Source organism: Pseudomonas sp. TMP9 (assembly GCF_037943105.1).
Taxonomy (GTDB): domain Bacteria; phylum Pseudomonadota; class Gammaproteobacteria; order Pseudomonadales; family Pseudomonadaceae; genus Aquipseudomonas.
The window spans coordinates 146,420-173,401 of the sequence record NZ_CP149803.1; the positions used below are offsets into that span (position 1 = coordinate 146,420).

Below are 26,982 nucleotides of genomic sequence, written 5' to 3' on the forward strand. Positions count from 1 at the left end.
TGGGTGTCTGCAGGCCAGCGCCGTATTCGCGATGCCAAGCGCGGCGAGAGCATGAGTTGCTTCTCGCCGCGACCTGCTTCTCGGTGTTGTGTTCAGTCCGCGTGGGGCAGCAGTGTCATCTGGCTGCGGCTGTGGGCGTTGATCGCTTCGCTCTCTAAATGCATCGGCACGTACTCACCCTGGATATAGCCATCAGCTTGGTCTTTATAGTGGGCGTCAAACAGCACACCACTTTGACCGACTGGGTTGATGCCCAATGCGCTGCCGGCGTCGGCCAGGTCGATCAGGCGTCGAGTTGAGGGGCCGTACACCACGGACCAAGGCGCAGGGCCGATGGGTTGCGAGAGGTTGTTCGGGGTTTCATGGCCGCCCGGCGCGGCGTATGGGCCGACGTTGAACAGCTTATCCAGCGGCTTTTGCTGGCCCAGCGGGTGGCTGTGGATGAGGGTGTGCACGTTGCCCCAGGCCCATTTAACGGAATCAGCATCGAGGGTGCTGCGCAGATGGGTGAGGCTGGCGTGCCACGCGGCTTTGACGGTGTCAGCGCGGGTTTCTATGGCATCGCTACCGCGTTTATCCCACCACGGCGAGTTGGCATCGCCAGCTAGGCGCGGCAGGGCGCTGTCGAGTACGCGGGTTTGCAGCAGGTTGGCGAAAAAGGTTTCGCTCAATTCGTCGGCCATGGCTTCAAACGTCAGTTGATAAACCAGCTGGTTAAACAGCGTGGCGGCAGTGGCGTCGAGGGTGTGTTGGCCATCCCAACTCAGCAGTTGCTCGACCAACGCGTGCTCGTCGGCATCGCCTGCGGCGGCGCGTAAATCAGCAGCCAGCGGCGCGAGCAGGCGTTGTGGGTAGCTGGTGCCGGGCTCCAGTTGCAGCGCTTGGCTGTTGTTCACATCCCACTTAACGCTGTTGTCGCTGAGGCGCTCATTCAGGCGCTGGCCGCGATCGGCCAGGTTGTAATAGCCGGGGATGGCCATGCCGGTGGGCGATACCGGCTGGTAGTTGGCCGAGACGATATAGCCGCGCGCGGGGTTTTCTTCCTGCGGGTTGGCGCTGAAGGGGAAGTAGCCGTCTTTCTCTGCTTCACCGCTGGCGCCGTCGAGGATAAAACTGGGGTTGACCCCGACCGGGCGGCGCGGCAGTTTTGCCGCAGCCCACCAGCCGATATCACCCGTGGCATTGGCCCAGACGATATTCAGGCCGGGGGCTTCGATGTTTTCCACGGCGCTGCGCGCGGCATCCAGGGTGTTGGCGCGGTTGAGTTGGTAGAAACCGTCGAGGATGGGGTTTTCCGTTTGCAAAAACGCCCACCACATGGCAATCGGTGTGCTGCCGGCAGTTTCGCCCAAGGCGCTGTTGATGATCGGGCCATGCGGCGAGCGGCGGATGGTCAGGCTGACCGGTTCGGCATCCTTGACGGTGATCTGCTCTGTACGGCTTTGCAGCTCGACCCACTCGCCGCGATACCAAACTTGATTGGGGTTGTTTGGGTTAGTTTTCTCGGCGATCAGGTCGAGGTCGTCGTTCTGGAACATGGTGATGCTCCAGGCGAACTCACGGTTATGCCCCAGCGAGGCCACGGGGTTGAGCGCTTGGTGGTGGCCGTACAGGCTAAAACCGGGGTAGCTCAAGTTGGCTTCGTACCACACCGACGGCACGGCAAAGCGGATATGCGGATCGCCGGCCAGCAGCGGTTTGCCGCTGGCGGTGCGGCTGCCAGCAACGGCCCATGCGTTACTGCCTTCGAATTGCGGCAGGCCGGCCTCTTCCAAAGCGGCGAGGCTGAGCGCGCCGATGGCGTTGAGGTCTTGCCAATCACCGGCGGCCAGTGTTGCTTTGATCACGCCCTGCGGGTGCCAATCGAGGTCGAACACCTTGAGGTAATCGGCGCCTAGCTGGTCACGCACATGCGTCAGCACCGGCTCGGTGCGGAAGGCGGCCGCGAAGCTATAGGCCATATAACCGGCAACGCTGAGGGTGTCGGCGGTGGTGAAAGGGCGCTTTTCAATCCCCAGCACATCGAACTCAATCGGTGCCGGGTGGTTGGCCTGGTACTGGTTGACGCCGTCCAAGTAGGCCAGCAGCGCTTTGCTCGACGGTGCGTTCATGTCCATCTTCGCGGCGTAGCGGTCGGCGTGTTCACGAATGCCCAAGGTGCGGAACAAGCGGTCGGTGTCGACCAGCTTGCTGCCGAGGATTTCGGCCAATTCACCACGGGCCAAACGCCGCAAAATTTCCATCTGAAACAGGCGGTCTTGAGCATGCACATAGCCCAGGGCGCGGTACATATCCGCCTCGTTTTGCGCTTGGATATGCGGCACGCCGCGCTCGTCGTAATCCACCGTGACCGGCGCTTGCAGGGCGCTTAACTGCAGCTCGCCGTGACGTTGCGGCTGCTTGCTGTCGATGTACCCGTAAGTGCCAGCGGCAATGGCGGCGACTAATACAGCCAGTACGGTCAGGGTGCGTTTCATCGGGTGTTCCTTGTTATGAGTTTTATCAGCTTGGCCATTGTGCGTATTGCAGGCCTTGGCGGCATTGACCGGACGCATCAGGCGTGAAAGTCTTTGGTCAATTAACGAGGACGTTATGCACCACGATCTGCACAGCAGCATGGCCAGCGCGCTGACCCACTCTTCAACCTTGCGCCGCCTGTTGTATGAGGCGCTGGCCGCACTGCGTCTGGACCCCACCGACACCTATCGGCAGGCTTATCAGGGTTTAGTGTTGGCGCCGCCACTGCTGAGTGCCCGCGAAGACCACGACAACGCGCCGCGCTTTTGGCAGGCACTAGAGGGTATCAGCGGTGATGTCGACATTGGTTTGCATTTGGCTGAAACCATGCAGCCGCGCCCGATGGATGTGGTCGGCTACCTGATGTTGGCCAGCCGCGATCTGAGCCAAGCGCTGGAGAGTTTTCTGCGCTTTCAGCACATTCTTTCCGGTGGGTTTGCCGCCCGCTTGGTGTTGGATGACCAGCAAGCGCAGTTGATTTTTGATCTTAATTACCGCGGGGTCGGCTCGCTGCGTCAGCAGATGGAATGCCTGGCGTTATTGCTGCAAAAGATGCTCGCCAGCATCAATAACGACGGTCGCTTTAAGCTCAGCGGGGTGGATTTTCGGCATGGTGCGCCGCGTCGGCAGAGTGAGCATCGTCGTTTACTGGGCCTGCAGCCATGCTTTGAGCAGCGCCATGATGCTCTGCGCTTTCCGCGCGCCTGGCTCAGCCGACCGTCGCGCAGTGCTAACCCGCGAGTGTTTGCAGTGCTGTGGGCGCAAGCAGAAAAGGAGCTGGCTGAATTAGAGGAAAACCAGCTGCTCAATCGCGTGCGTTATTGGCTGGAGGTCAACCTGGGGGTGCAGCTGTGTGACCTGGCGAGCGCCGCCACAGCCCTTGGTTTTAGCAGCAGTGGCTTGCAGCGGGCACTGGCTGAACAGCAGCAGAGCTTCCGCCGGTTGCACGATGAGGTGCGGCGCATGCGTGCGCAAAGTTTGCTGGATAACGGCGTGCCCATTCGTGAAGTGGCACGCGCCTGCGGCTTTGCTGAGCTGTCGCCGTTCTACCGCGCCTTTCGGCGCTGGCAGGGCGACACGCCGCAGGGTTATCGCGTTAGCGGCTGACGCGGAAGCGTCTGCTCAACGCGCTTAAACGCTCGGCCACGGTGCTGAGTTTTTGCCCGTCGCTGTTTAGCTCTTGGGCACCAGTGAGCGTTTGTTCAGCCACTTTCTGCACGCTGTGCAGGTGTTGGCTGACCTCCGCGCTGGTGGCGGCTTGCTCGTGAGTCGCGGCGGCGATCAACTCGTTCATTTGGGTGATGGCGTTGATGTCTTGAGCCACCGCACTGAGCAGCTCGGCGGTGGCCTGGCTGTCTTGTACGCAGCTGCGCACGCTGTCGCGGCTTGCTTGCATGGCACTTGCTGCTTGGCGGCTGCCTTGTTGCAGGCCGCTGATGATTTGTTGGATTTCAGCAGTGGACAGCGCGGTTTTCTGCGCCAGATTGCGCACTTCATCAGCCACTACGGCAAAGCCGCGACCATGATCACCCGCGCGCGCAGCCTCAATGGCGGCGTTAAGCGCGAGCAGGTTGGTTTGGTCGGCAATGGTGCGGATCACTTCCAGTACCTTGCCGATTTTTTCGGACTGGCTGGCCAGCGCTTGCACTTCAGTTTCGGTTACATCGATTTGTGTGGCCAGCTTGCCGATTTCGCTGCGTACATGGTTGACCGAGCTGCTGCCTTCGGCCGCTTGTTGGTTAGCGGTTTGTGCCGCCGTTGCCGCGCCGTCAGCATGCCTGGCCACTTCATCAATGGCGGTGCTCATCTGCAGCATGGCCGAACTCATGTAGATGATTTCACCTTGCTGTTTGTCGGCGCCGGTGCGCAAATTACCGGTGGCGTGCACCAGCTTGTCGCCCATTTGCTGCAAGCCTTGCGTGTCTTTGATCACTTCGCCGACTAATTCATCGAGGGTGTCGAGGAAGCGGTTGAAGCCTTGGCTGACCTTGCCCTGCGCGCTGCTGCGGTAGCTGAGATCGATCTCGTCATTGTTCTCGGTGAGCTTGCCAGCAGCGTGCGCCAACGCTGCACTTTCAACGGCCTCCGCGTGGGTTTGCACCGCTAGGTAAATCAAAATTGCGCTCTCTACCACCACATATAGCGCATGCAGGAAGATGATCGGCCAGCTGCCGCTTTGCAGCACAAACACGTCAACCCCTTGCGATTGCAGGGCGGAAAAGCTCAGGTGATGCACGGCAATAACTGTGGCGGCGACCAAAATAGGCAGCCAGTCGCGGTAATACACCAAGAATGCCAGCAGCACAAAGATGCCGAAGTGCATTTCCAGCATGCCGTCAGCCTGGTTGATGTGCAGGGCGGTCATCACCATAAACGCGGCGCCCATTACGCAACGAAACAGGCGTTGGCCACCGATGAGCTGATTGAGCACGTTCACCACCAAGGCTGTTCCGCCGCCGACCAGCAGCGCTTGGCCCCAGGTGTTATGCCAAGCCGCGAGGCCAAGCGAGGAGAAGAACAACAGCCACAGTACACCCAGCATGATGCGATCGGCTTTGCGGTAATGCTGTTCGAGGAGTGAGTTCGTATCAGACATAACGGTGGACTCTGGAATGGTTATAAAGGCTTGTGGGTTAAGCGATCATCCATGGGTAGCTGCTTTGGCTGGCTAAGTCGTGTGCGATGCCTAGGCAACGTATTCTTGAAGGCTGTCTGGTGTGGCCTGATTCAGCCTCGGGGTGTTGTGATTAATGTATCGGCAAGAACAGTTTAGGAATGAATACGGATTTTCGCCTTTCTGTATCGTGTGCCAGCACTAGCAGTTGATTGGCGTTGTAGGCGAGATGACCCGCGGTCGTTAGTCGTTCTGCCAGTCACAAAAACAGCCCACGGCCAGGGTGTTGCTGGCATTCACCGGACGGCCATCGATTAGGGCGTCAAGAATGGGCTCGATAAAGCTGTTGCTGGAGGTGCAGGTGGCGCCTTCGCTGTAGGGGCCGAAGTAGGCGAGCTGGCCGCTGCGATCCCAGACGGCTACCGCTGGGCTGGCGGGGAGTTGCCCGCTGCCGGGTAGTGCGGAGAGCGGCAGCAGGGCATCTAAGGTGCTGGGCAACTGGCCATTGCTGTCGGGTTTTTGCACGGAATAAAACGCCACGCCTTGAGAGTCGAAACGCTCGATCAAGTCGGCCAAGTGCTGTTGGTTGCCGATGTTGCACGGGCAGGCGGGGTCCCAAAAATGCACCAAACGGATTGGTCCGGGGCCGGCCAGCTCGTCAGGCAAGCGCAACGCTTCGCCATAAAACAGTGCGGTCTGATCGCTGAAACTGCGCAGGTAGCGCGCCTCATACCACCAATAGGCGTAGAGCATGGAAACGGCCCAGAGCAGGATCAGCAAGCTGGCGAGTAGGGTCTTGCGCGTGGGTAAGGTCATGGTCGGTCTTCAGCAAACAGGCGAGTAGCTTGCCATGGCTGATGCGACAGCAGAATATCCGCAGCCTGATAACGCCGTGCCGGATCGCCTGCGCGCACGCCGCATGATTGATGGAAGCCTTATGCCAGAGCTGTTTGAGCCGCAAAACCTGATTGCCAGTCTGCGACCCTTGGCCGCAGCGGTTGCTTTGTCGCCAGACGCTCAGGCGTATCGGCAGTTTTACGGCTTTACCGATGCGTTGGCGGCGCGCAGCTGCATGGGCCTGCTATCGGCGGGTGGCTATCAAATCGCCGTGCAAGCGTGGTGGCCTCTGCAGCAACCTCGCGCCACCTTGGTGGTGTTGCATGGTTATTACGACCACGTTGGCGTGTACCGGCATGTGATCGAGTGGGCGCTGGCGATGGGTTTTGCGGTACTGGCGTTTGATTTGCCAGGGCATGGGTTGTCCAGCGGCGTGCGCGCCAGCATCGGCGATTTCGCTGAATACCAAACGGTGTTGCGTGCCGTATTGGCCGAAGCGGCTGTTCTGGATTTACCGCAGCCTTGGCACCTGTGCGGGCAAAGCACCGGCGGGGCGATCATCATTGATTACCTGCTCACTGGTGAGCCGCTGGCGCAGATTGGCCAAACCATCCTCTTGGCGCCACTGGTACGGCCACGGGCTTGGGGCTGGTCAAAGCTGAGTTACCGGGTCATGCGTCACGTTGTCAGTGAGATTCCACGGCGTTTTAGCGTTAATTCCAGTGATGCGGCGTTTATCGATTTCGTTCACCACCACGACCCATTGCAACCGCGCAATCTGCCGACCGCCTGGGTCGGCGCGCTGAGCCGCTGGGTGCCGCACATTGAAGCCGCACCGCGCAGCAATCGCAGCCCGCTGATCATCCAAGGTGAGGCGGACATGACCGTGGCGTGGCGGCACAACCTCAAGGTGCTAGCGGATAAATTCACCACACCACAGATTCTGCGCCTACCCGAAGCGGGCCATCACTTGGCCAACGAAGCGCCAGCCTTGCGCCAGCGCTACTTTGATTGGCTCAGCCAGCGTTTGGGCTAGATTCCGCTGGGTGCCGGGGTTAGGTTGGCGCTGCTCTGGCCAACGGCTAAGCCGCTGCGAATGGCGGACAGGGCCGCTTGGTAATAGGCCTTGCCGGCATCTGACTGGGCGAAGCCGACAAACTCTTCCAGCTCGGCATCACTCAGTTCGCGATAGACGTGCAGCAGGGTGTTGTCGAGGTCTGCGCCAATCTGCTCAATCAGACGCTGGCGCTGGCCATTGAGCAGGGCTTGGGCGCTGTCACCGCCGATAAGACCAGGGAGCATTTGGCTTAGGCTGTCGGCGGCCACCCCAGCCAGCGCCAAGCTCACTTCCGCGCCCGCTTCCTTAGCGGGCAGCGCCTGAGCCAGATGACGAATCTGCAGGCGCCGGGTGGCGCTGGCTTCGGTGCGTGGCAGGCCGTTGGCGTAGCGCGCCAGTTGATCGCTGCGGGTGGCGAGCAGTTCAGCATCAACAATTTTGCGCCCGACTGCCGACTGGAAAAACGCCAGAGCGTTGGCTGGCTCATTGAGGCTGTTACGCAGGCCTTGCTGCGCGCGCCGGTCAACGGCGGCGGCCGCAAAGCGCTGGTTGCTGTTGTTCACCAGCGCTTGATGCACCGCCGGCGGCAGGCTATTGCGATAGCGCTCCTGAGCAGCCTGCAAGGCATCACTAAAGTGCATGCGCTGCTGCGGCCAGCCGGCTGCTTGGTAGAGCTGCAGGTAATCATCGGCCAAAGTAGGCAGGCTCAGCAGCAGGGTTAGAACAACGGCAAGGGCGCGCATAGGGACTCCATTCTGGGGCGGCTATTTTCAGTGGGCAGCGAGGGCTTGTCGAGGCCAGTTATCGGCCTGTTAGAATCGCTCACCTGCGGCTGTGCAGGTGCTCATTCCTTCGGGGTCATCATTGAATACCTGCTCACCTAACGACCTCAGCGCCCGCATGGCGTGCATTATCGATGACGTGGCCGAACAGGGCTGGTCGCTGCAAACACACTTTATTGCCCCAGCTCTGACCGCAGAACTGGCCGAAGAGTGCCGCAAACGTGCCGCCGCCGGCCTATTGGTGCGCGCCGGCGTCGGCCGCAGTGCCTTAGCGGTGGTCAGTGAGGGGCTGCGTGGCGACCATATTCAGTGGCTGGAGGCCGGCCAACATGCCGCCTGCGATCAGTATTTGACGCTGATGGACGAGTTGCGCCAAGCCTTTAACCAAGCCCTGTACTTAGGATTAGAGGATTTTGAAAGCCACTTCGCCCTGTATCCGCCGGGTGCGTTTTACAAAAAGCATGTGGATCGCTTCCGTGATAATGACCGTCGCGCTGTGTCCGTGGTGTTTTACCTCAACGAGCAGTGGCAGGCCGAACAGGGTGGGGCGCTGCGCCTGCACCTCGCAGACGGAACAGGCCATGACGTATTGCCCTGCGCGGGGAGCCTGCTGGTGTTTCTCTCGGCAGACATGCCCCATGAGGTGCTACCGGCCACCCGTGAGCGTTTGTCACTGACGGGCTGGCTGCGTCGTCGCGATGCCGGGCCGTTGTAGCCTGCTGAATGTGAAGGCGGCAGGCGTAACAGTGATTACAGATTGATAAAAAAAGGGAAGCCGAAGCTTCCCATTTGCATATGCAGCGCGGGCTTTTTAGAACAGCACGCGGCTACGGATGGTGCCTTTAACGAGCTGCAGCTTCTCCAGCGCCAAGTCGGAGTAGTCGGCGTCAACGTCGATCACCACATAGCCAACTTTGGCATTGGTCTGCAAGAACTGACCGGCGATGTTGATGCCATTTTCGGCGAACACGCTGTTGATTTCGCTCATTACGCCGGGGATGTTGGCGTGAATGTGCAGTAGGCGGTGCTTGCCTGGGTGGGCTGGCAGGGCCACTTCAGGGAAGTTGACCGAGGATACTGAGGTGCCGTTGTCGCTGTACTTGACAAGCTTCTCGGCCACTTCCAGGCCGATGTTGGCTTGTGCTTCAGCGGTGGAGCCACCGATGTGCGGAGTCAGGATCACGCGATCCAGGCCACGCAGCGGGCTTTCGAACTCTTCATCGTTGGATTTCGGCTCGACCGGGAACACGTCGATGGCGGCGCCGATCAGGTGCTCGTCTTTGATCGCAGCGGCCAGGTGATCCAGCTCGACCACGGTGCCACGCGCGGCGTTGATCAGGATGCCGCCTTTTTTGATGGCGCGGATTTCCTTCTCGCCGATCATCCACTGGGTGGATGGCAACTCTGGGACGTGCAGCGACACGATGTCACACATGCCCAGCAGGTCATGCAGTTTGGCAACTTGGGTGGCGTTGCCCAGCGGCAGTTTGGTCACGGTGTCATAGAAAAACACCTGCATGCCCAAGGCTTCAGCGAGTACCGAGAGCTGGGTGCCGATCGAGCCGTAGCCGACGATACCCAGTTTCTTACCGCGGATTTCGAAGGAGTTGGCTGCTGACTTGATCCAGCCGCCGCGGTGGCAAGAGGCGTTCTTCTCGGGGATGCCGCGCAGCAGCAGGATGGCCTGTGCCAGCACCAGCTCGGCCACCGAGCGGGTGTTCGAGTACGGTGCGTTAAACACGGCGATACCGCGCTCACGGGCCGCGTCGAGGTCAACCTGGTTGGTGCCGATGCAGAAGCAACCGACCGCGACTAGGCGCTTGGCGCAGTCGAGTATTTCAGCCGTCACCTGGGTGCGCGAACGGATGCCGATAAAGTGGGCGTCGGCGATTTTTTCTTTTAGCGCCTCGTCGGAGAGCGCGCCCTTGAGGTACTCGATGTTGGTGTAACCAGCGGCCTTCAGGGTGTCCACTGCATTTTGATGGACGCCTTCAAGAAGAAGGAACTTGATCTTGCTCTTGTCGAGAGAGGTCTTGCTCATCGGAGTACCTGTTGTCCCACAATAGAGTGTCAGGGAAGAGGCCGAACGCCGCCGGCCGCAGCCCGCAGATCAGCTCGCAGGCACGATTCACGGGGGGCGTATGCTAGCATACGAGGCCCGCGAAACACCTACCCTGGCAGATGAAGCGTGCTCAGGGTGACCATGAATCGTTTGAGAGTTCCGTAGATGACCAACCCTGCGCTGATCGAAGAGCTGAAGACCCTGGTTGAGCCCGGCAAGGTGCTCACCGACGCCGATTCCCTCAATACCTACGGCAAAGACTGGACCAAGCATTTCGCCCCAGCACCGCTGGCGATTGCGTTCCCCAAAAGCATCGAGCAGGTGCAGGCCATCGTCCGCTGGGCTAATCAGCGCGCCGTTGCGCTGGTGCCCTCCGGCGGCCGCACGGGCCTGTCTGCTGGCGCAGTAGCAGCCAATGGCGAAGTGGTGGTGGCCTTCGACTATATGAATCAAATTCTCGACTTCAACGAGTTCGACCGCACCGTCGTCTGTCAGCCCGGCGTGGTGACCAAACAGCTGCAGATGTTCGCTGAGGACAAAGGCCTGTATTACCCGGTGGATTTCGCCTCGGCCGGCTCCAGCCAGATTGGCGGCAACATCGGCACCAATGCCGGCGGCATCAAGGTGATTCGCTACGGCATGACCCGTAACTGGGTGGCGGGTCTGAAAGTGGTCACCGGCACCGGTGAGCTGCTGGAGCTAAACAAGGACTTGATCAAGAACGCCACCGGCTATGACATGCGCCAGCTGTTTATCGGCGCCGAAGGCACCTTGGGTTTTGTCGTCGAGGCCACCATGCGCCTCGACCGTGCGCCGAAGAACCTCACAGCCATGGTACTCGGCACCCCAGACTTCGACTCGATCATGCCGGTGCTGCATGCCTTCCAGAACAAGCTGGACCTGACCGCCTTCGAGTTCTTCTCCGACAAGGCCTTGGCCAAGATCATGGCCCGTGGTGACGTGCCGGCTGCCTTTGAAACCGACTGCCCGTTCTACGCCCTGCTGGAATTTGAAGCCACCACCGAGGAAGTCGCCGACGCCGCCTTGGCCACTTTTGAGCATTGCGTTGAGCAAGGCTGGGTGCTGGATGGCGTGATGAGCCAGAGCGAGCAGCAACTGCAGAATCTGTGGAAGTTGCGTGAGTACATCTCGGAAACCATCAGCCACTGGACGCCTTACAAGAATGACATCTCGGTCACTGTCTCCAAGGTGCCGGCCTTCTTGCATGACATCGACGCCATTGTCGGCGAACACTACCCGGATTTTGAAATCGTCTGGTTTGGCCACATCGGCGACGGCAACCTGCACCTGAATATCTTGAAGCCGGAGAACCTGTCCAAGGACGAGTTCTTTAGTAAGTGCGCCACGGTCAACAAGTGGGTGTTCGAGACGGTGCAGAAGTACAACGGCTCGATCAGCGCCGAACACGGAGTCGGCATGACCAAGCGCGATTACCTGACCTACAGCCGCTCGGAAGCCGAGATTGGCTATATGAAGGCAATCAAGGCGGTTTTCGACCCGAACGGCATCATGAACCCAGGCAAAATTTTCCCGCTCTGATCAACACCGCACCGGCGTAGCTCGGATAAGTCCTGGCGCCATCCGGGGCTGCGTAATCCAAGGCTGCAAGCTCCCGGATTGCGCTGCGCTTATCCAGGCTACGGGGTGGTGGCTTGTTGCGCTTTGGTCGCAATGACGAACGGCCACGGAGCCGGCATGATCGTGGTAGGGGCGTGTTGGCTTCAGGGCGGTATTGATCCGACGTAGCCCGGATAAGCTTTAGCGCCATCTGGGGCCGCGTAATCCGTAGTACATCCGAACCAGCCATCCGGGGCTGCGTAATCCAAGGCGGCAAGCTCCCGGACTGCGCTGCGCTTATCCGGGCTACGGGTTTATGTTCTTCCAATAAGGAATCTGAAATGAGTTACCAGCATCAGTATGTCGATGGAACCCATATTCACTTCCCCATGGGTAAGGTGGTTTGTATTGGCCGTAATTACGCTGAGCACGCCAAGGAGTTGAATAACCCGGTGCCGAGCGAGCCGTTGCTGTTTATCAAGCCGGGTAGCTGCGTGGTGCCGTTGGATGATGGCTTCACCCTGCTTGAAGGCCGGGGTGATGTGCATTTCGAAGCTGAAATCGCCGTGCTCATCGGCAAACCGCTGTCGCGCACACCGAACGAGGAAGAGGTGCGTGACGCCATTTCCGGTTTCGCCCCGGCACTGGACCTCACCCTGCGCGACCTGCAGGCCACGCTTAAGGCCAAGGGTTACCCGTGGGAAGTCGCCAAGTCGTTTGATGGTGCTTGTGTGCTGGCGCCGTTTGTACCCGGCGATGCTGTCGAAGACCTCGCCGACATCGGCATCCGCTTGAGCATCAACAGCGACGTGCGTCAGGACGGCAACAGCCGCGACATGCTCAACCCGATTTTGCCGATGATTCAGCACATTGCCGGGCATTTCAGCTTGCAGCCGGGTGACGTAATTCTCACCGGCACGCCCGCTGGCGTCGGCCCCCTGTACAAGGGTGATGAGCTGGTGCTGGAGTTGCTGGGCCATAGTCGCTTCGTCAGTCGCGTGCTTTAACCGCAACGATCACCAACTTTCGTTAGGAGCACCAGGAGGTGCTCAGCGGTGGTATGGCTTAACCAAAATGTAAGCGTAGCGCTCTAGTCTGAATGCCTTCGTTGTTAGGGGTTGTATGCGATGTCAATTCAGATTATCCAGCGGGTGCGCCTGCGCGCGGTGCTGTGGTGTGCTCTGCTGGTGGCGGGCCTTTCGGCTACGCACTATCTGCACTGGGACGACCGTTTGTTTTTCTGGGGCAAAGAGCAGCAGGTGAGCGCCGCCGAGCAGGCGCAGAGCATTTGGTTGCCAGGATACCGGGCCGTTCTGCAAGCAAAGCCGTTGCAGGGTCTGGAGGATGATGAGGTGTCCGGGCTGACCTACAGCGCGGCGAGCGACACATTGTTCACCGTGACCGGGAATTCGCCGCAACTGATTGAGTTGACCTTGGATGGCCAAGTCATGCGCCGCATCGACCTGCAGGGGTTTGCCAATCCCGAAGGTGTGGAGATGCTCTCCGATGGCCGCATGGCGATTATCGACGAGCGTAAGCGCACCCTCACCACTTTCAAGCTAGACACCCTGACCCGCCGCATAGACTTTACCGAGCAGTCATCCGTGGACCTCGGCTTTGTTGACGCCGGCAATAAAGGCTTTGAAGGCATCGGTTGGGATTCACGCAACAAACGTGTGCTGCTGGGCAAGGAGCGAGACCCGCTGGGCCTTTATAGCCTGCCGTTTCCGGGTGAAGAGGGCGCCGCCGGTACACTGCAGCCGATCAATGCCGCTCACCTGTTTTTGCGTGATATTTCCTCGCTGAGCTATGACGCCCGTACCGGTCATGTGTTGGTGCTCTCGGACGAGTCGCGGTTGCTCCTAGAAGTCAGCGATCAGGGTGAGGTGGTGAGCTTTATCAGCCTCGCCCTTGGCACCAATGGCTTGCGGCGCAGCATCAATCAGGCTGAGGGCGTGACCATCGATGCAGCGGGGACGATTTATATCGTCAGCGAGCCGAACCTGCTCTACGTGCTGCGCAAAGAACCGCTGGCCCAGCAGGCCGCCGCAAATTAAGTTTGGCTTAAGCGGCGTTTAAGCCTGGCTTCAGCTACAGCCTCTAAGATCAGCTCATCAACTAATTGATAGAGGGTTACCCCATGAAGCGTTTAACTTTGGCCCTGCTGCTGGCTCCGCTGTTCTCAACCGCTGTAATGGCCACCGGTTATACCGGGCCCGGCGCAACGGCCCAGGTCACCACTGTAGCGGCTGCTCTGGATGCTGCTGACGATACGCCGGTGGTGTTGCAGGGTCAGATTGTGAAGCGTCTGCAGGATGAGCTGTACGAATTCAAAGATGCCAGCGGCACCATTCATGTTGAAATCGACGATGAGCATTGGCCCGCTCAGGCTGTTTCCGAAAAGGCAATGGTGAAAATCACGGGTGAAGTTGACCGTGACCTGACGAGCCGCGAAGTTGATGTCGAGCACCTTGAAATTATCCAGTAAGGTCTACCCGCGTTGCCCCTGTCAGCCCGAAGCCCCGCTTCGGGCTGACGTCGTTATGCTGTCCGTACGTGTTTGTGAGTGAAGTGAGTGAATTAGCATGCGAAACCCTGTCACCGTTAAACGTCTGTTGCTGAGCGTTATCGTCCTGGCGCTTTTGCTGCTGGGTGTGTTGGCTCAGGAGCACCGGTTGTTCGAGCGTGCGTGGTTCAATGTGCAGCAGTGGCAACAACCGGGTAAGGGGCAGAAGGCGTCCCTGCTGCTATCGGATTATCAGGTTGATATTGAGGCCAAGGTGATCGTTGGCGTGGACGATGATGTCTCGGCGCTGACCTATGATCCAGATCGGAACAGCCTGTTTACCGTAACCAACCAGAAGGCGCAGCTGATTGAACTGTCGCTGGATGGCGAGATCGTGCGGCGCATTAACCTGCACGGCTTTGGTGATGCCGAGGCAGTCGAGTACATCAGCTCCGGTCTGTATGTCATCACCGATGAACGTCGCCAGCGGTTGATCAAGGTGAAGGTGGATGACAGCACCACCGACGTGTATGCCGAGCAGTCTCAGCAATTGTCGTTGAGCCTTGGCCTAAAGGGTAATAAAGGCTTCGAAGGGCTGGCGTATGACTCAGAAGGGCAGCGCTTGTTTGTCGCTAAGGAGCGCGACCCCATCCGCATCTACGAGATCCACGGCTTTCCCCATCGCGACCCCGACCAGCCGTTTGCGGTACATGTGGTGGACAACAAGCAGCGCGATGCTGGGCTTTTTGTGCGTGATTTATCCAGCCTGCAGTTCGATGAGCGCAGCGGGCATTTGCTGGCGCTGTCCGATGAATCGCGGCTGGTGTTGGAATTGGATATTGACGGTAAGCCGATCAGCAGCCTCTCTTTATTAGGGGGCCGAAATGGCCTTAAGCGCAGCGTGCCGCAAGGCGAAGGCATCGCCACGGACAGCCAAGGCGTGCTCTATTTGGTCAGCGAGCCCAATCTGTTTTATCGCTTCAGCAAGCCCGCTCAGCTCTGAAGGCGCTAGCCGTTCGATGCGCCCACGCACAGCCTCTTGTTGACCCCTCACCCGCGCGTGAGGGGTTTGGATGAGTCACGCTCAAGCGTAAAAAATATTGGACTAAGCGGTTTTGTTCTTTATATTTTTATTCATCATAATCAATTAGTTGTAATCATTTTTAGTCGAGCAGGCATCGTTTACACGCACTTTTGTCAAACAATCCCTGCTTATTTGTTTGACATATTTTACGGCTTTGGCAGACTTACCAGCAGGGTGTGCGGGTTTTTGGTCCCGTATGCCAAGCGCATAACAAGGCGCGTGCAACCGCGCTGAGTGCCCTGCACAGCAACGGCTGGCTGTCCGGCCCCAAGGTGAAGTATGTCCAGCAACGAAACCAACGAGCGCATAGCGCCGCGTAAACCGGTGGTCCTGATGTCGATGGGCACGCAGGAGCGCAAAGGCCACGCTTATCAGGTCATGACCCACAAATACATCACGCCACTGGCTGAGCTGTCTGGCTGCATTCCGCTGCTGGCGCCGAGTTGCTGTGGCGCTGATGATCTTGACCAATACCTGTCGATGGTCGATGGCGTGTACCTGACGGGTGCAGGCAGCAACATCGACCCGGCGTTGTACGGGCAAAAAAACAAAACGCCGAGTAAAAGTCAGGATAAATCCCGTGATTTGTTCGATATTCCGCTGATTCGCGCAGCCCTTAAGCGCGGCATACCGTTGTTCGCGGTGTGCCGGGGCATGCAGGAAATTAACGTGGCGCTGGGTGGCACCATTCACCAGAAAGCCTATGAAGTGTCGGGCTTGAACGACCATCGCGAAGACTCAAATGATCCGGTGGCTGTGCAGTACGGCGACAGCCATACCGTGCAAGCGTTGGCCGGTAGCTGGTTTGCCGAGTTGATGGGCGACGTGGCGTTCCCGGTCAACTCGCTGCATGGCCAGGCGCTTGATCAGCTGGGCGAAGGCATCGAGGCCTTAGCGTTTGCTGAAGATGGTTTGGTTGAGGCGATTCACCTACCGGGTGCTGAACAGTTCACCTTGGCGGTGCAATGGCACCCGGAATGGCAGGCGGCGCAAAATCCGCATTCGGTGAAAATCTTCCAAGCCTTCGGCGAGGCGTGTCGTGAGTACGCTGCGCAACGCCATCAATAGTTAAATGTTTGACCAAGAAGCCCCGTTTGCGGGGCTTCTTTGTGCCAGCAATTCAGGTGCCGCTGCCGCTGCCGCTGGGGCGGTATTGCAACGCCTCAGCCAGATGAGCGCGGCTGATAGGTACAGCACCGTCTAGGTCGGCCAAGGTACGCGCGACCTTCAGCACGCGGTGCGCCGCGCGCAAGCTCAGGCCTAGGCGTTCGCAGGCATTCTCCAGCCATTGGCGGTCTGCGTCAGGCAGGCTGCAATGCTGCTTTACCCCGTTTAAATCCAAATGCGCATTGGCGCAGCCTTGGCGATCCAGTTGCTGCTGGCGTGCTTGAATAACCAAGGCGGCCAGTTCAGCGCTGCTTGGGCCTGGCTCAGCGCTGGCGTTAAGGCGGGTGGTCTCGCGCGGTACGGTAAGGTGCAGGTCGATACGATCAAGCAGCGGGCCGGAGAGTTTGCTGCGGTAGCGCTGCACCTGCTCGCTGCTGCAACGACAACGACCGGACGGGTCACCCAAATGCCCGCAGGGGCAGGGGTTCATTGCTGCGACTAGCTGAAAGCGCGCCGGGAAGCGCACCTTGTCGCGGGCGCGGGCGATGACAATTTGGCCGCTTTCTAGGGGCTCTCGTAAGACTTCTAAAACCTTTCGATCAAACTCAGGAAGCTCATCAAGAAACAATACGCCGTGATGGGCCAAGGTAATTTCGCCCGGCTGCGGACGGCTACCGCCACCGACCAGCGCCGGCCCCGACGCGCTGTGATGCGGGGTGCGGAATGGTCGTTGTGGCCAGGCGCTCAGAGGCGTGTGGCTAGCAACTGAATGAATCGCCGCAACTTCCAGCGCTTCTGTCTCGTTCAGCGGTGGCAGTAAGCCCGGCAGGCGGCTGGCCAGTAAGGTTTTGCCGGTGCCGGGCGGGCCGGTAAACAGGATATTGTGTTATAATACACCCATTCAATTGAGGGCATAGGCGATGAAGGCTAAAGCGTACTCGTACATCCGGTTTTCATCTCCCGAGCAAGCTAAGGGCGACAGTTACAGACGTCAGAGGGTGGCAGCAGAAAGCTACTGTATGGCCAATGGCTTAGAGTTCGTTGATAGCAAGGAATATCTATTTTTTGATAAAGGTAGAAGTGCATACAAAGCAAAACATCTTGACGATACAGGTGAGCTAGCACGTTTTTTGTCATACGTTGAAAACGGGGCGATTTCCGCCGGATCATTTTTGATTGTTGAATCCCTAGACCGCCTCAGCCGTGAAAAAGTGAAGGACGCTCTTCCAAGATTCTTGGATTTGTTGAATAAGGGAATAAATATTTATACATCTGCGGATTGCAGGTTATATACAAGCGATGTCGACGAGCTTGATCTGTTTGCTAGTATTATCCATATGAGTCGGGCACACAGCGAATCCAGTATAAAAGGACATAGAATTTCAAAGGCTTGGGGAAATAAGCAGGCACGTGCACGCGAATCTTTGACACCGCTAGGGGCAGCATGCCCCTACTGGTTAAAGCTTGAAAATGGCGCATATGCACTAATTCCTGAGCGTGTTGATGCTATCAAACAAATCTTTGATCTTGCACTGGGCGGGATTGGCCAAAGACTAATTGCCAAAACTTTGAATGCTGAGGGAGTTCCAATATTTGGATCAACAAATCGCAATAAAAGCGGTGCATGGGGAAGCAGTTCAGTTGGCAAAATCCTCTGTAATCGAGCTCTTTTGGGAGAGTATCAACCGACTGGCATAGTCGAGGGGGAGCGGCAGAAAATAGGAGAGCCTGTACAGGGCTTCTATCCAATAGTCGTTTTAGAGGAGATTTTTTATGCGGCAGCTAAGTCTCGTAACGAAAAACTCGTATCCAAGGCTACAAAACCTTCAATAAATTTCAATGTTTGGCAGGGCATTGCTAAGTGCGAATTATGCTCGGAATCAATGCATCTAGTGAATAAAGGCACCCCTCCCAAAGGATCGAAATATTTGCGGTGCTATGGCGCCGCGAAAGGTGTGTGCAGGGGAAAATTAGTACGTCTGGACAGGAGTGAAGAGATATTTCGCGAGATTTTAGCGAAAGTTGATAGTCTTAGTTTGGTTCAAGACCATCAAGGTAAGCTTAAGAAGGGCGGTTGCAGGAGCTGAGTGCAACACGGTTAATGAATTGAAGTCGGAGCATCATGCCGCATTGTCATGGCTGCTTGCATCACCTCGCCCATAACTTCGATGGGGCACTTGAAGTCGAAGCGCTTACGCGGCCGCATGTTCAGTTGCAGAGCGATGGCATCCAACTCTGCCTGGCTGTGTACCGACAGGTCTGTGCCTTTGGGCAGGTACTGGCGGATCAGGCCATTGATGTTTTCGTTGCTACCTCGCTGCCAAGGGCTATGAGGGTCACAGAAGAAGATCGCTACACCCGTTTTCTGGGTGATCTCAGCGTGCCGCGCCATCTCCCGTCCTTGGTCGTAGGTCATGCTCTTGCGCATCGCAAACGGCATGCCATTGAGCGCTGCACTGAAGCCCTCCATCGCCGAGGTCGCCGTCGCGTCGTTCATCTTCACCAGCATCAAGTAACCACTGGTGCGCTCCACCAACGTGCCTACAGATGAGGCGTTGGCTTTACCCTTGATCAAGTCGCCTTCCCAATGCCCCGGCATAAGCCGGTCTTCGATTTCAGGGGGGCGCACGTGAATGCTGACCATTTCAGGGATCTGGCCGCGCCGATCCACGCCGCCAGAGCGCGGTCTGCGCGTCGTCTTGCTTTGGCGCAAGCAGATGATCAACTCCTTACGCAGCTCGCCGACCGGCAGGGCATAAATCGCGTTATAGATCGTCTCGCGACAGACGTAGGCCTCTCTGAGGCTGGGAATATTCATGCTGCGCAGCTTGCCGGCAATCTGCTCGGGAGACAAACGCTCACGCAGCATATGGGTCACCAACGCGAAGCGCTCGCTACCCGGCAACAGCTTTCGCATCGGTCGACACACCTGCCGGCGGGCTTGCATCTGCTGTTGTGCCACCCGGGCCGAGTAGCCGCCACAGGCACCTTGATTACGCCGCAACTCCCGGCTGATGGTCGAAGGGGATCGAGTGATCAAGCAGGCAATCTCGCGCAGGCTGAAGCCCTGGGCACGACCGATTTGAATGGTGGCGCGCTCTTCAACGCTGAGTTCGGTATAAGACATAGGGGCAGCACCGTACCGGAAAGGTCAGGTGTTGCACTCAGATTTTGCGGCCGCCAAGTTACTTGACGTTCAGGAGGGAAAGATTTCAGGTATCAACTCTAGGCTTAAGGAGTTGCAAGCTGAAATGTTAAACTTGGGCAGTAAGCTTTCAAGTATTTTTTTTAGCACTATTGTTCAGCTTGAAAGTGATTTGGAAGCTCACCAGTTGTTAAGGGAAAAAATAAAGGCAGACCTCGGCAGGGAAAAAATTATAAATAAAAATGATTTTTTTGAACGGTTAGATCTTGTTAGTTTTGAAGGCCGTGCTAGAGCCAATAGCCTTGTTAAAAATCTTGGTGCGATTATTAAAATAAACCGCGAAGTTGACCATGTGAATTATACGATTCAGGTTGATGAAAAAGAGGTTCTTTGTATCGTCGATGAAGGTGATAAAATCGCCTATATCCCATATAGTAAATCGTATTTGGATGTAGTTGAAATGCACAAAGATGATGGGTCGATGTTGTTCTCCCTAGGGGCATCTATTGTAGATCTAGACGAGTATGAGGAAAGCCTTAAAAATCAGTAAATAATCTGATGCGGTATCTAGAGGGGGCGAGATTAAGGCAGTCCAGCGGCACGCTGGCCCACCATCGGCGCGCCGATGTGTAGTGGGTTACACTTTTGGTTTCTAACGCGTCATCATTTCGCGCAATATCCGTAAGCTTTATATAAATATTGCACAACCCTGCGCTCCATTCGTATTATATAAATAAACGAATGGAGAAAGCTCATGTTAACTGCATATAAAATAATAGCTACTGATGACTTTGCTGTCTTGCGCAAAGCATCAAGGCTATTGGCCTGCGATATTGTAATGGATGAAATGAAGAAATCGATAACTTGGGGCCCCTTACCAAGACTCGATAATTCGGCATATATAGTCGACAAGCTCGACTATACGTCTAGCATGTGGGAGTGTTTTTTAGAGATGATTGAGTGGGGAGCCGCCGTCATCTGCCCTGGAGGCAATGATGAGGTGGTTATTGCTGACAAGGAGATTGTTGATATTTTTATCAGATCAATTCAGCGCTTGATTGACGCTTTAAAGACCTCCTTGGATCTGACTCTTAGAAATTCATTGAGTACACAGCGCAGCCATAACCATCCCAAAAAGCATTGGCAACAGAATAATGGAGATAGCTATACGCTATAAGTGGCTGTATATGTACTCAATAATAAGAACAAAAAAGATTAAAACTATTGCGGCTCTTAATAGCTCTGCTCGCCACACTTTCCGAGAGCAACCTACACCGAATGCTGATCCGGCTAAGCTTGCTCAAAATAGAATGGCAGGTGCTAAAAACAGCGCACAGTTAACCAGTGTCCTGCAAGGTCGCTTACCTGAGCGCAGGAGATCTGACGCAGTGTTGTGTATCGAGTATCTAATTACAGCCTCACCAGAGGCTTTCGAGCGCCATGGTGGGCATTTGAACGACCTTGGTTCAGGTTACTTTAGCGATGCAGTGCGCTGGTTGAACGAGCGTCATGGCATGGATAATGTCTTATCCGCAACATTGCATCTCGATGAAAGAACACCTCACTTAGTTGCATATGTCGTCCCTTTAACTGCCGAAGGCCGCCTTAGTGCGCGGGATTATCTTGGGGGGGCTGAGCTAATGAGAAACATGCAAGACAGTTTCCATGATTCCTGCGGAGCCTCAAGAGGACTTCAGCGTGGGCTTCGTAGGTCGAAAGCCAAGCATGAAGATATCTCGTCATTTTACGGAGCTCTTTCCGCAGTCGGTGCAGCCCCTGAACTATCCGCAAAAGATTATGCCTTGAGGGCCGTGGGACATAAGACATCGGCATGGTACAAAGCTGAAGAGTTAACTAAGGCTCTAAGCATCGACGCATCAATCGAAATAAAGCGCAGAAAAAGAACTAGCAGCAAACAAAAATTAATAGAAATAGCCGAAATAAATAATAATGTAAAAGCGATCAATTTGTGTCATAAAGAAGAGAGCTTAACCAAGCGCGAGCGTGAAATTGAGTGTCGTGAAAAAGCAATTGAAAGACGGGAGCCTGAATTGGCCATAGCCATTGCTAAAGCTGAAGGCATGGAGCGACTGGTTGAGCTACTAAAAAGTAAGCTCAATCCTCAAGTGAAGTTAAAACCAACAAGAGCAACTGATTACTCATACGATTTTGAGTTCAGCGTACCTTGATTCATGGAGGTCTAGATGAAGGAATAGAAACACATTCATTAGACCATCTAGCGGCTTCGTCGTATTGGCGGGCCCCTGATATAAGCTGTGCATCCATACCTGTCCATTCTTATAGAAAGAACGGTGAGGTCTTGGTGCCACTGCGGGCATTGTGAACTTGAAGAATTGAAGATAACTCCAACACAGAACACGAAGAACCCAGTGCAAATTTCTAAGCACAAAGCCAAAAGATCATCATTTCTTTCCTGTTTAACCTCGTTTAGCTTTTGCTCGTCAGCCCGATATTGGATATCAGAAGTCTTTACTCTTGTCTCTCCATATCCGTTTTTGTATGTACTTTGGACGAAAATATATTTCCTCAGGCCACCAAAATGCAGTTCCTTAAGGGCATCCAGCTGCAATCTATTCCGATTTGGTTCAGTCTTGGCCACGATCAGGTTTTCTGCATGCCCGCCAAGTTCTGAATCGCGCTTTATGTGACGGCGAAGCTCCTTGATTTTTGATACTCCCTTGATCCCGATTAGCTGATACTGACGCTTACCAGCACATGAAATAGCTACTCTTTGCCGCATTGCAGAAACAGACGCTCTCTGACTAGTTCCTCTGCCTGCATAGGAATTGTCAAAAACATATGATATTGCTTGTTTATAGGCATCATAATTTGTCGGCGGGCGGGTCTTTATGATCTCGTCATGGTGGGTCGCGTAGTAATTCTTAAGGGAAGTAGATTCACGTTCATAAAGTGAACGGAGACGATTCCTTATCAATTGCTCCACTTCGCTGGTTGCATAAAGGAGTATGTGCCAGTGAGGGCATCCGTCCAAATGAACTTCCACTGCACGTATTCCCCAAAAGTCAGTGCCAACCTTTGCTTTACGTGACACGTACCCAAATAACGATAGGTAAAAATCGGTTAGCCAAATGTGCGCATCCTCAAATGTTTTATATGCGTAATTTGCGCTGGATGAGTGAAATTCAGAGGGGCATGTAAGTGTTATAAATATAGATTGGAAGCCTTTTTCAAACGCGGCCTCGCTATAGCCTAGAACGGTCGTATAGTTTTGATTTGCTGCAATGGCTGCTTTTTTGCTGCTGTTTCGATTAGCCAGCTTCGCAAGCGTAAAGCTTTGATCTGAGCAATATTCCTGCCTTCCTTCTCTCGCCGAACCCAAAATGCCAGATTTAACAGAAATCTCTTCGCGTGATTTGTTAGCCAGGTTTTTGAGTTGATCTAGCCAATTGCTATGGCGTGACAACCTAGTCAAAATTCCTAATTCGGTTTTATTACCTTTAGGGGCAATAGAAACTCCGTACTCATGCTTAGTCGCGGCATGATGGGATAGGCCTTGTGAAGAGGCTGACGATATAAAATTAGCGTGATTTGAAGCGATTGTATTCGCTAGTTCAGATAGTTCGTCGATGGTGTACTGGGCTAATTGCCTTAGCGTGGGCAAGTTGTAGGTGTGTTGATACATAAAATGGCTTCATGAGATCTTCCCTGCGTTAGTTTCTACTTATCCTTTTTTAAATTATGTATTGGAATCAAAAAGCGCTCCAATTGCATTAATAGATTGCAAGTGGTTCTATCCATACACTAAATCTATCGCCAGCCACAATCTGATAGTTTTGTTCGAAACCGACCGAGATTATTTGCGCTCTTCTAGGTTTTGTCCGTTGCTGTTACTCGGCTGCCAATGGACAACGATGATGACTTTTTGTAGGTATCAATAAACGACCGTTAAATGATGCGTTAATTTTAAGGTTCTATTGGTATCATAAAAATAGCAATTGGCATTATATGATACCGTGTTATGATGATACTACGATTTATGATACCAATAAGAGAAAATGAGATTATGTCTAGACTCTTTCTATATGCGCGTGTGTCAACTGAGGATCAGAAGACCGAGAATCAGGTGCAGGAAATTAGGGCCGCCGGTTACGACGTTCATCCTGCGCGTGTAATTGAAGAGGTGATATCAGGCAGCGTATCCGCTAAGCAGCGTCCTGGCTTCGTGAAATTGTTGGAACGCATGGAGTCAGGTGACACCTTGTTGGTTTCTAAGCTTGATCGCTTAGGCCGAAATGCCATGGATGTAAGATCTACAGTAGAGAAACTGGAGTCAGATGGTATACGCGTACTTTGTCTGGCTTTGGGAGGAGTTGATCTGACATCGGCGCCGGGCAAGATGACAATGCAAGTGTTGGGGGCGGTTGCTGAGTTTGAAAGAGACCTGCTGATTGAGCGAACTCAGGCGGGGCTGAAGCGTGCACGGGGCCAGGGTATTAAGCTTGGCCGTCCTGAGGCGCTTGGTACCACAGCTGCTGTTCAAAAACTGAAAGAAAAAGGGCTGACTCAGGCGGTCGTTGCTCATTCCCTTCGTTTAGGAATTGCTACAGTTAAGCGTCACTGGAACAAATAACACCTATTCCAGCGGGATAGCAAAGGCTTATCCCGCGACTTGGAATTTTTAAGGTATCAAGGCCTGTAGAACCTTTTGTGCTGTTCCATCAGTCTTACCGCCGAATGCGGTTTGTTTAGTAACGGAAAATTTCCCGGCTACAACTGGCTTGAAAGGGTCAGAAGATATATTTATTTCATAGTAGCTCAACTGGTTGCCGAATTTTCCAAGTGCTACTCCATTGACGCTTAAAGCTCCGGCAGCAAGTAGAAAGGCACTTGCCACGGCGAATGACACGCCGTAGGTGGTGCAATCGTCGATGACAATAACATTGCGGCCTTTTATCTGCGTTTTATACTTTGGGTTTAAGTGCAGGGTCGTAATCTGCCCGGTAGGATCAGTTCTGTCAGCATTTTTATTAGCTGACCTTTTCTCTGACGCAGTGTGCCGTATAAAAAGAGGCTCGCCGACTTTTGCCAATCGAACGCGTGAGGCAGTGGTTCGAAGTCGATGGGTGAACTCACTCAGGACTTCAGTGTCATTATTTGCGCTTTTGGAGGAGGGGTATACCCCCCAAAATAACTGATTGGCACTATCTACACCGTCAATCAGTAGCGAGCGAGCAGTAATAATAAGCAGGGCTGTTAATCTACTGCCACCGTTTTTTACCGTAGTAGTGAGCTTAATGGCAAATAACTGTTGTGTCAGTTCTTTGCCATAACCTGAAAGGTCAACCAGCGCTTTAACGCTATAGTTTTTTTCTTGACCTTCATACCACCATTGACCATTCCAGCCATTGGTCATCGTTATCATATCCTCCAGCTCTTTTGGGGATGAGATTTTGATGCCTAGCCTTTTTACAGCTGCATCAGATGCCCAGTTGGCAGCAATCAGCACGGCTCGCCCATTTTTAGCCATCTGCATATCGATGGAATTAACGGCCAATACCAATATGTCATGGTTCGGTATATTAAGGTGCTTGGCTATCTCAGTAATGATCGACCCATTTTGACGGGCTTCGGCTTTCAGAAATATAACCTTTGATTTTCCAAAGGCCGCATCAAACCATTCAGGCTGGTCATGGTTGGAGACTACTCCAACTGCGTTACCCTTCGCGCTTGAATTGATAAGCGCTTGTACTATATCCGCGTCGGGCTGGCCGTTAATCGTGATTGCTGATGGTGAAGTAATTAGAGCTAGCATCCCTACTCCTTACGCTCTGGATCAGATTAGAGGAAGCTGACCTGATTCAGAGTTTTCCGAACTGTCGACGGTATTTGATGAGCTTGATACAGACTCATCAACTGGTGTGGTTATTTCTGTGGGTATTGATTGTGCTATTTCAGACTGAGTCTTTGAGTTTGAGATCAAATTATATTCATTCATCAATTTATTTGTATCGAACGGAATTTGAAGATTTATCGCGCCATAGGAGTTCGCAGAAAAATCAAGCTCCGGTTTGTCAGGCATCGTGCCTGGTAGGTACACGTTGATGATTCGTTTCTCATACTTGTGGGCAAACTTTACCGTATGAGCAGTGCCACTTTTGATCTGCCATTCGGCAGGTATCAAAATATCCCCGAGGGCAGCTTGTAGCCTATTTCTTCTGACAAAGTTTTCCGCACTGTAAGACTGCTCTGGTAGGTACTCGGTGATCACGGTTCCGCCAGCTTGGAGGATTTTTAACCGTAGGGGCTCCGAGCCTTTCGGGTAATTCTGAAGAATTCCGGTACCCAGTACCGCAATTGTGGGTAGTTGATAGCGCACAGATTCACTGTGGGCTATTTGGTCAATGCCCAATGCAAGTCCGCTGACGGTTACGAAACCTGATTTCGCTAAACTGGATACAACATAGCGAGTAAGGAAAAGGCCGTCGTCTGACGGCTTCCTGGTGCCAACTATTGCTACCGCGTGTTTTTCCAGGTTTTCTACATTGCCCTGTACGAAAAGCCACTCGGGCGCATCAGGTATTTTTCTCAGCTTCGAAGGAAAACTAGGTTCGTTCTTGAATAGCAAAACGACGGCACTGGCTGCTAGATTTCTAGCGGAGGCTAAGCCAACGTTCCAGAGTTTTTCTTGCCCTTCGAGGCCGTCAAAGCCAGCCTCCCTGAAGATCTTATCAAGGCCTGCTTTTTCAGGCTCCTTGAGCAAGTCCTTGTAGCCCGCACCGGATTGCGCAATTTTTTGGATAGTCCAGAAACCAACGCCTTTAACGCTAGCGAGCGCTAAAAACGCCACTTTCTCGCTCCGCCAAAACTCTTTGTCATCCATCCCTTAATAGCCTTCATCGTTACTGCATGGCTCACTTTCGGACGAAAAATCCGTTCCATCCGGCGTGTATATCTTCGTTCCCGATCAACCTTGATTTTGACACACGTCGCCAGCGGCCAAGGGTGCATTGCTCGGCCTGCTATGTCTACTTATGTGTAAGGGTGTATTGCTTCACAACTTAAGCAGATTGTGCGAACCCGCTGCCGCCACCAGCAACGCACGTTTGGCGGCAATTTGCCCCTGCACTTCGGCTAAGTCCGGATAGGGCAGCACGTGACGCAACAAGCCATTAGCTTGATAAGGCGCGATCGGTGTTTGCCCATTAAGGTGCGCGGCGACTTCCAGCAGGTGTTCGACGGCGATCACGTTGAGCCCCGAGGCGAGGCTGGCTTCCTCAGCATTGGCCTTGGGCACCACTAAGGTGCGCCCGGCTGCGCGGGCAGCCAGTGCCGCCGGCAGCACGCCCTGCACCGGGCGTATGGCCCCGGAGAGCGCCAGCTCACCCAAGCATTCGAGGTGTTCCAGCGCTGCCGCCGGTACCTGACCGCTGGCGGCAAGGATGCCAAGGGCAATCGCCAGGTCGAAGCGGCCGCCATCTTTAGGCAGGTCGGCCGGAGCCAGATTCAGGGTGATACGTCGGGGCGGGAAGTCGAAGGCGCAATTGAGAATGGCGCTGCGCACCCGGTCCTTGCTTTCCTTGACTGCTGTTTCCGGCAGGCCGACCAGTGCCAGTGATGGCAGGCCGTTAGCCAAGTGAGCTTCGACGGTAACAGCAGGGGCTTCAACGCCGACTTGCGCGCGGCTGTGGACTATAGCCAGGGACATCGATCA

At 54.9% G+C, this 26,982-nt stretch carries 23 protein-coding genes and 2 pseudogenes; 14 read left to right on the forward strand and 11 right to left on the reverse strand.

What is annotated here, in order from left to right; genetic code table 11:
* Positions 1-92: 92 nt before the first annotated feature.
* On the reverse strand, positions 93-2,477 hold the full coding sequence (locus tag WF513_RS00675) for a penicillin acylase family protein (RefSeq protein ID WP_339080821.1): 2,385 nt from the start codon (positions 2,475-2,477) through the stop codon (positions 93-95).
* Positions 2,478-2,592: 115 nt separating this feature from the next.
* Between WF513_RS00675 and WF513_RS00680 the strand changes: the two genes are divergently transcribed.
* Positions 2,593-3,624 carry an AraC family transcriptional regulator ligand-binding domain-containing protein gene (locus tag WF513_RS00680; protein ID WP_339080822.1) on the forward strand — a complete coding sequence of 344 codons (1,032 nt, stop codon included), beginning with the start codon at positions 2,593-2,595 and terminating at the stop codon, positions 3,622-3,624.
* Here the strand turns inward: WF513_RS00680 and WF513_RS00685 are convergent.
* Positions 3,614-5,113 carry a methyl-accepting chemotaxis protein gene (locus tag WF513_RS00685; protein WP_339080823.1) on the reverse strand — a complete coding sequence of 500 codons (1,500 nt, stop codon included), beginning with the start codon at positions 5,111-5,113 and terminating at the stop codon, positions 3,614-3,616. The genes WF513_RS00680 and WF513_RS00685 overlap by 11 nt on opposite strands.
* Positions 5,114-5,374: 261 nt before the next feature.
* Complete coding sequence (locus tag WF513_RS00690) at positions 5,375-5,947, reverse strand: DUF6436 domain-containing protein (protein ID WP_339080824.1); 573 nt, start codon at positions 5,945-5,947, stop codon at positions 5,375-5,377.
* Between the two features lie 121 nt (positions 5,948-6,068).
* On the opposite strand from WF513_RS00690, the gene WF513_RS00695 reads away from it, so the two are divergent.
* Complete coding sequence (locus WF513_RS00695; protein ID WP_339083667.1) at positions 6,069-7,004, forward strand: alpha/beta hydrolase; 936 nt, start codon at positions 6,069-6,071, stop codon at positions 7,002-7,004.
* Here the strand turns inward: WF513_RS00695 and WF513_RS00700 are convergent.
* Entirely contained in the window at positions 7,001-7,768 is a 768-nt protein-coding gene (locus WF513_RS00700; RefSeq protein ID WP_339080825.1) for a hypothetical protein, read from the reverse strand. The genes WF513_RS00695 and WF513_RS00700 overlap by 4 nt on opposite strands.
* 157 nt (positions 7,769-7,925) lie before the next feature.
* On the opposite strand from WF513_RS00700, the gene WF513_RS00705 reads away from it, so the two are divergent.
* Positions 7,926-8,522 (forward strand): 2OG-Fe(II) oxygenase, encoded by a 597-nt coding sequence (locus WF513_RS00705; protein WP_339080826.1) that lies wholly within the window; start codon positions 7,926-7,928, stop codon positions 8,520-8,522.
* A 96-nt stretch (positions 8,523-8,618) separates the two neighbouring features.
* Here WF513_RS00705 and serA read toward each other — a convergent pair whose 3' ends face one another.
* Complete coding sequence (gene serA, locus WF513_RS00710; protein WP_339080827.1) at positions 8,619-9,848, reverse strand: phosphoglycerate dehydrogenase; 1,230 nt, start codon at positions 9,846-9,848, stop codon at positions 8,619-8,621.
* Between the two features lie 186 nt (positions 9,849-10,034).
* Here serA and WF513_RS00715 point away from each other — a divergent pair, with 186 nt between their 5' ends.
* From WF513_RS00715 to WF513_RS00740, 6 genes are all read left to right on the forward strand, one after another.
* Entirely contained in the window at positions 10,035-11,429 is a 1,395-nt protein-coding gene (locus tag WF513_RS00715; RefSeq protein ID WP_339080828.1) for an FAD-binding oxidoreductase, read from the forward strand.
* Positions 11,430-11,788: 359 nt separating this feature from the next.
* Positions 11,789-12,454 carry a fumarylacetoacetate hydrolase family protein gene (locus WF513_RS00720; RefSeq protein ID WP_339080829.1) on the forward strand — a complete coding sequence of 222 codons (666 nt, stop codon included), beginning with the start codon at positions 11,789-11,791 and terminating at the stop codon, positions 12,452-12,454.
* 120 nt (positions 12,455-12,574) lie between these two features.
* Complete coding sequence (locus WF513_RS00725) at positions 12,575-13,504, forward strand: SdiA-regulated domain-containing protein (protein ID WP_339080830.1); 930 nt, start codon at positions 12,575-12,577, stop codon at positions 13,502-13,504.
* 83 nt (positions 13,505-13,587) lie between these two features.
* Positions 13,588-13,935 (forward strand): NirD/YgiW/YdeI family stress tolerance protein, encoded by a 348-nt coding sequence (locus WF513_RS00730; RefSeq protein WP_339080831.1) that lies wholly within the window; start codon positions 13,588-13,590, stop codon positions 13,933-13,935.
* A 97-nt stretch (positions 13,936-14,032) separates the two neighbouring features.
* A complete protein-coding gene (locus WF513_RS00735; RefSeq protein WP_339080832.1) occupies positions 14,033-14,956 on the forward strand; it encodes an SdiA-regulated domain-containing protein in 924 nt (307 codons plus the stop codon).
* A gap of 360 nt (positions 14,957-15,316) precedes the next feature.
* The gene (locus WF513_RS00740) at positions 15,317-16,105 is read left to right on the forward strand and encodes a gamma-glutamyl-gamma-aminobutyrate hydrolase family protein (protein WP_339080833.1); all 789 of its coding nucleotides are present in this window, start codon (positions 15,317-15,319) and stop codon (positions 16,103-16,105) included.
* A gap of 52 nt (positions 16,106-16,157) precedes the next feature.
* Here WF513_RS00740 and WF513_RS00745 read toward each other — a convergent pair.
* A pseudogene (locus WF513_RS00745) lies at positions 16,158-17,030 on the reverse strand (YifB family Mg chelatase-like AAA ATPase); the annotation flags it as partial.
* A 34-nt stretch (positions 17,031-17,064) separates the two neighbouring features.
* On the opposite strand from WF513_RS00745, the gene WF513_RS00750 reads away from it, so the two are divergent.
* Positions 17,065-18,231 carry a recombinase family protein gene (locus WF513_RS00750; RefSeq protein WP_339080834.1) on the forward strand — a complete coding sequence of 389 codons (1,167 nt, stop codon included), beginning with the start codon at positions 17,065-17,067 and terminating at the stop codon, positions 18,229-18,231.
* Between the two features lie 11 nt (positions 18,232-18,242).
* Here WF513_RS00750 and WF513_RS00755 read toward each other — a convergent pair whose 3' ends face one another.
* Positions 18,243-19,271: an IS30 family transposase gene (locus WF513_RS00755; RefSeq protein WP_339080618.1), complete on the reverse strand. Its 1,029-nt coding sequence runs from the start codon at positions 19,269-19,271 to the stop codon at positions 18,243-18,245.
* 28 nt (positions 19,272-19,299) lie between these two features.
* On the opposite strand from WF513_RS00755, the gene WF513_RS00760 reads away from it, so the two are divergent.
* The 3 genes from WF513_RS00760 (at position 19,300) to mobV (ending at position 21,478) form a co-directional block, all read left to right on the forward strand.
* A complete protein-coding gene (locus tag WF513_RS00760; protein ID WP_339080835.1) occupies positions 19,300-19,839 on the forward strand; it encodes a hypothetical protein in 540 nt (179 codons plus the stop codon).
* 204 nt (positions 19,840-20,043) lie between these two features.
* Positions 20,044-20,466 (forward strand): hypothetical protein, encoded by a 423-nt coding sequence (locus tag WF513_RS00765; protein WP_339080836.1) that lies wholly within the window; start codon positions 20,044-20,046, stop codon positions 20,464-20,466.
* Positions 20,444-21,478, forward strand: a complete 1,035-nt coding sequence (mobV, locus tag WF513_RS00770) for a MobV family relaxase (RefSeq protein ID WP_339080837.1) — start codon at positions 20,444-20,446, stop codon at positions 21,476-21,478. Before WF513_RS00765 ends, mobV begins: the two co-directional genes overlap by 23 nt.
* A 47-nt stretch (positions 21,479-21,525) precedes the next feature.
* On the opposite strand, the gene WF513_RS00775 is transcribed toward mobV, so the two are convergent.
* On the reverse strand, positions 21,526-22,953 hold the full coding sequence (locus WF513_RS00775; RefSeq protein ID WP_339080838.1) for a replication endonuclease: 1,428 nt from the start codon (positions 22,951-22,953) through the stop codon (positions 21,526-21,528).
* Between the two features lie 381 nt (positions 22,954-23,334).
* On the opposite strand from WF513_RS00775, the gene WF513_RS00780 reads away from it, so the two are divergent.
* Positions 23,335-23,901, forward strand: a complete 567-nt coding sequence (locus WF513_RS00780) for a recombinase family protein (protein ID WP_339083669.1) — start codon at positions 23,335-23,337, stop codon at positions 23,899-23,901.
* Positions 23,902-23,949: 48 nt separating this feature from the next.
* Here the strand turns inward: WF513_RS00780 and WF513_RS00785 are convergent, their stop codons facing one another.
* The 3 genes and pseudogenes from WF513_RS00785 to WF513_RS00795 all read right to left on the reverse strand — a co-directional run.
* Positions 23,950-25,083, reverse strand: a complete 1,134-nt coding sequence (locus tag WF513_RS00785; protein ID WP_339080839.1) for a hypothetical protein — start codon at positions 25,081-25,083, stop codon at positions 23,950-23,952.
* A 21-nt stretch (positions 25,084-25,104) separates the two neighbouring features.
* Entirely contained in the window at positions 25,105-26,151 is a 1,047-nt protein-coding gene (locus WF513_RS00790) for a DNA-processing protein DprA (RefSeq protein ID WP_339080840.1), read from the reverse strand.
* A gap of 180 nt (positions 26,152-26,331) precedes the next feature.
* Positions 26,332-26,976: pseudogene (locus WF513_RS00795) on the reverse strand (magnesium chelatase domain-containing protein); the annotation flags it as partial.
* Positions 26,977-26,982 lie beyond the last annotated feature (6 nt).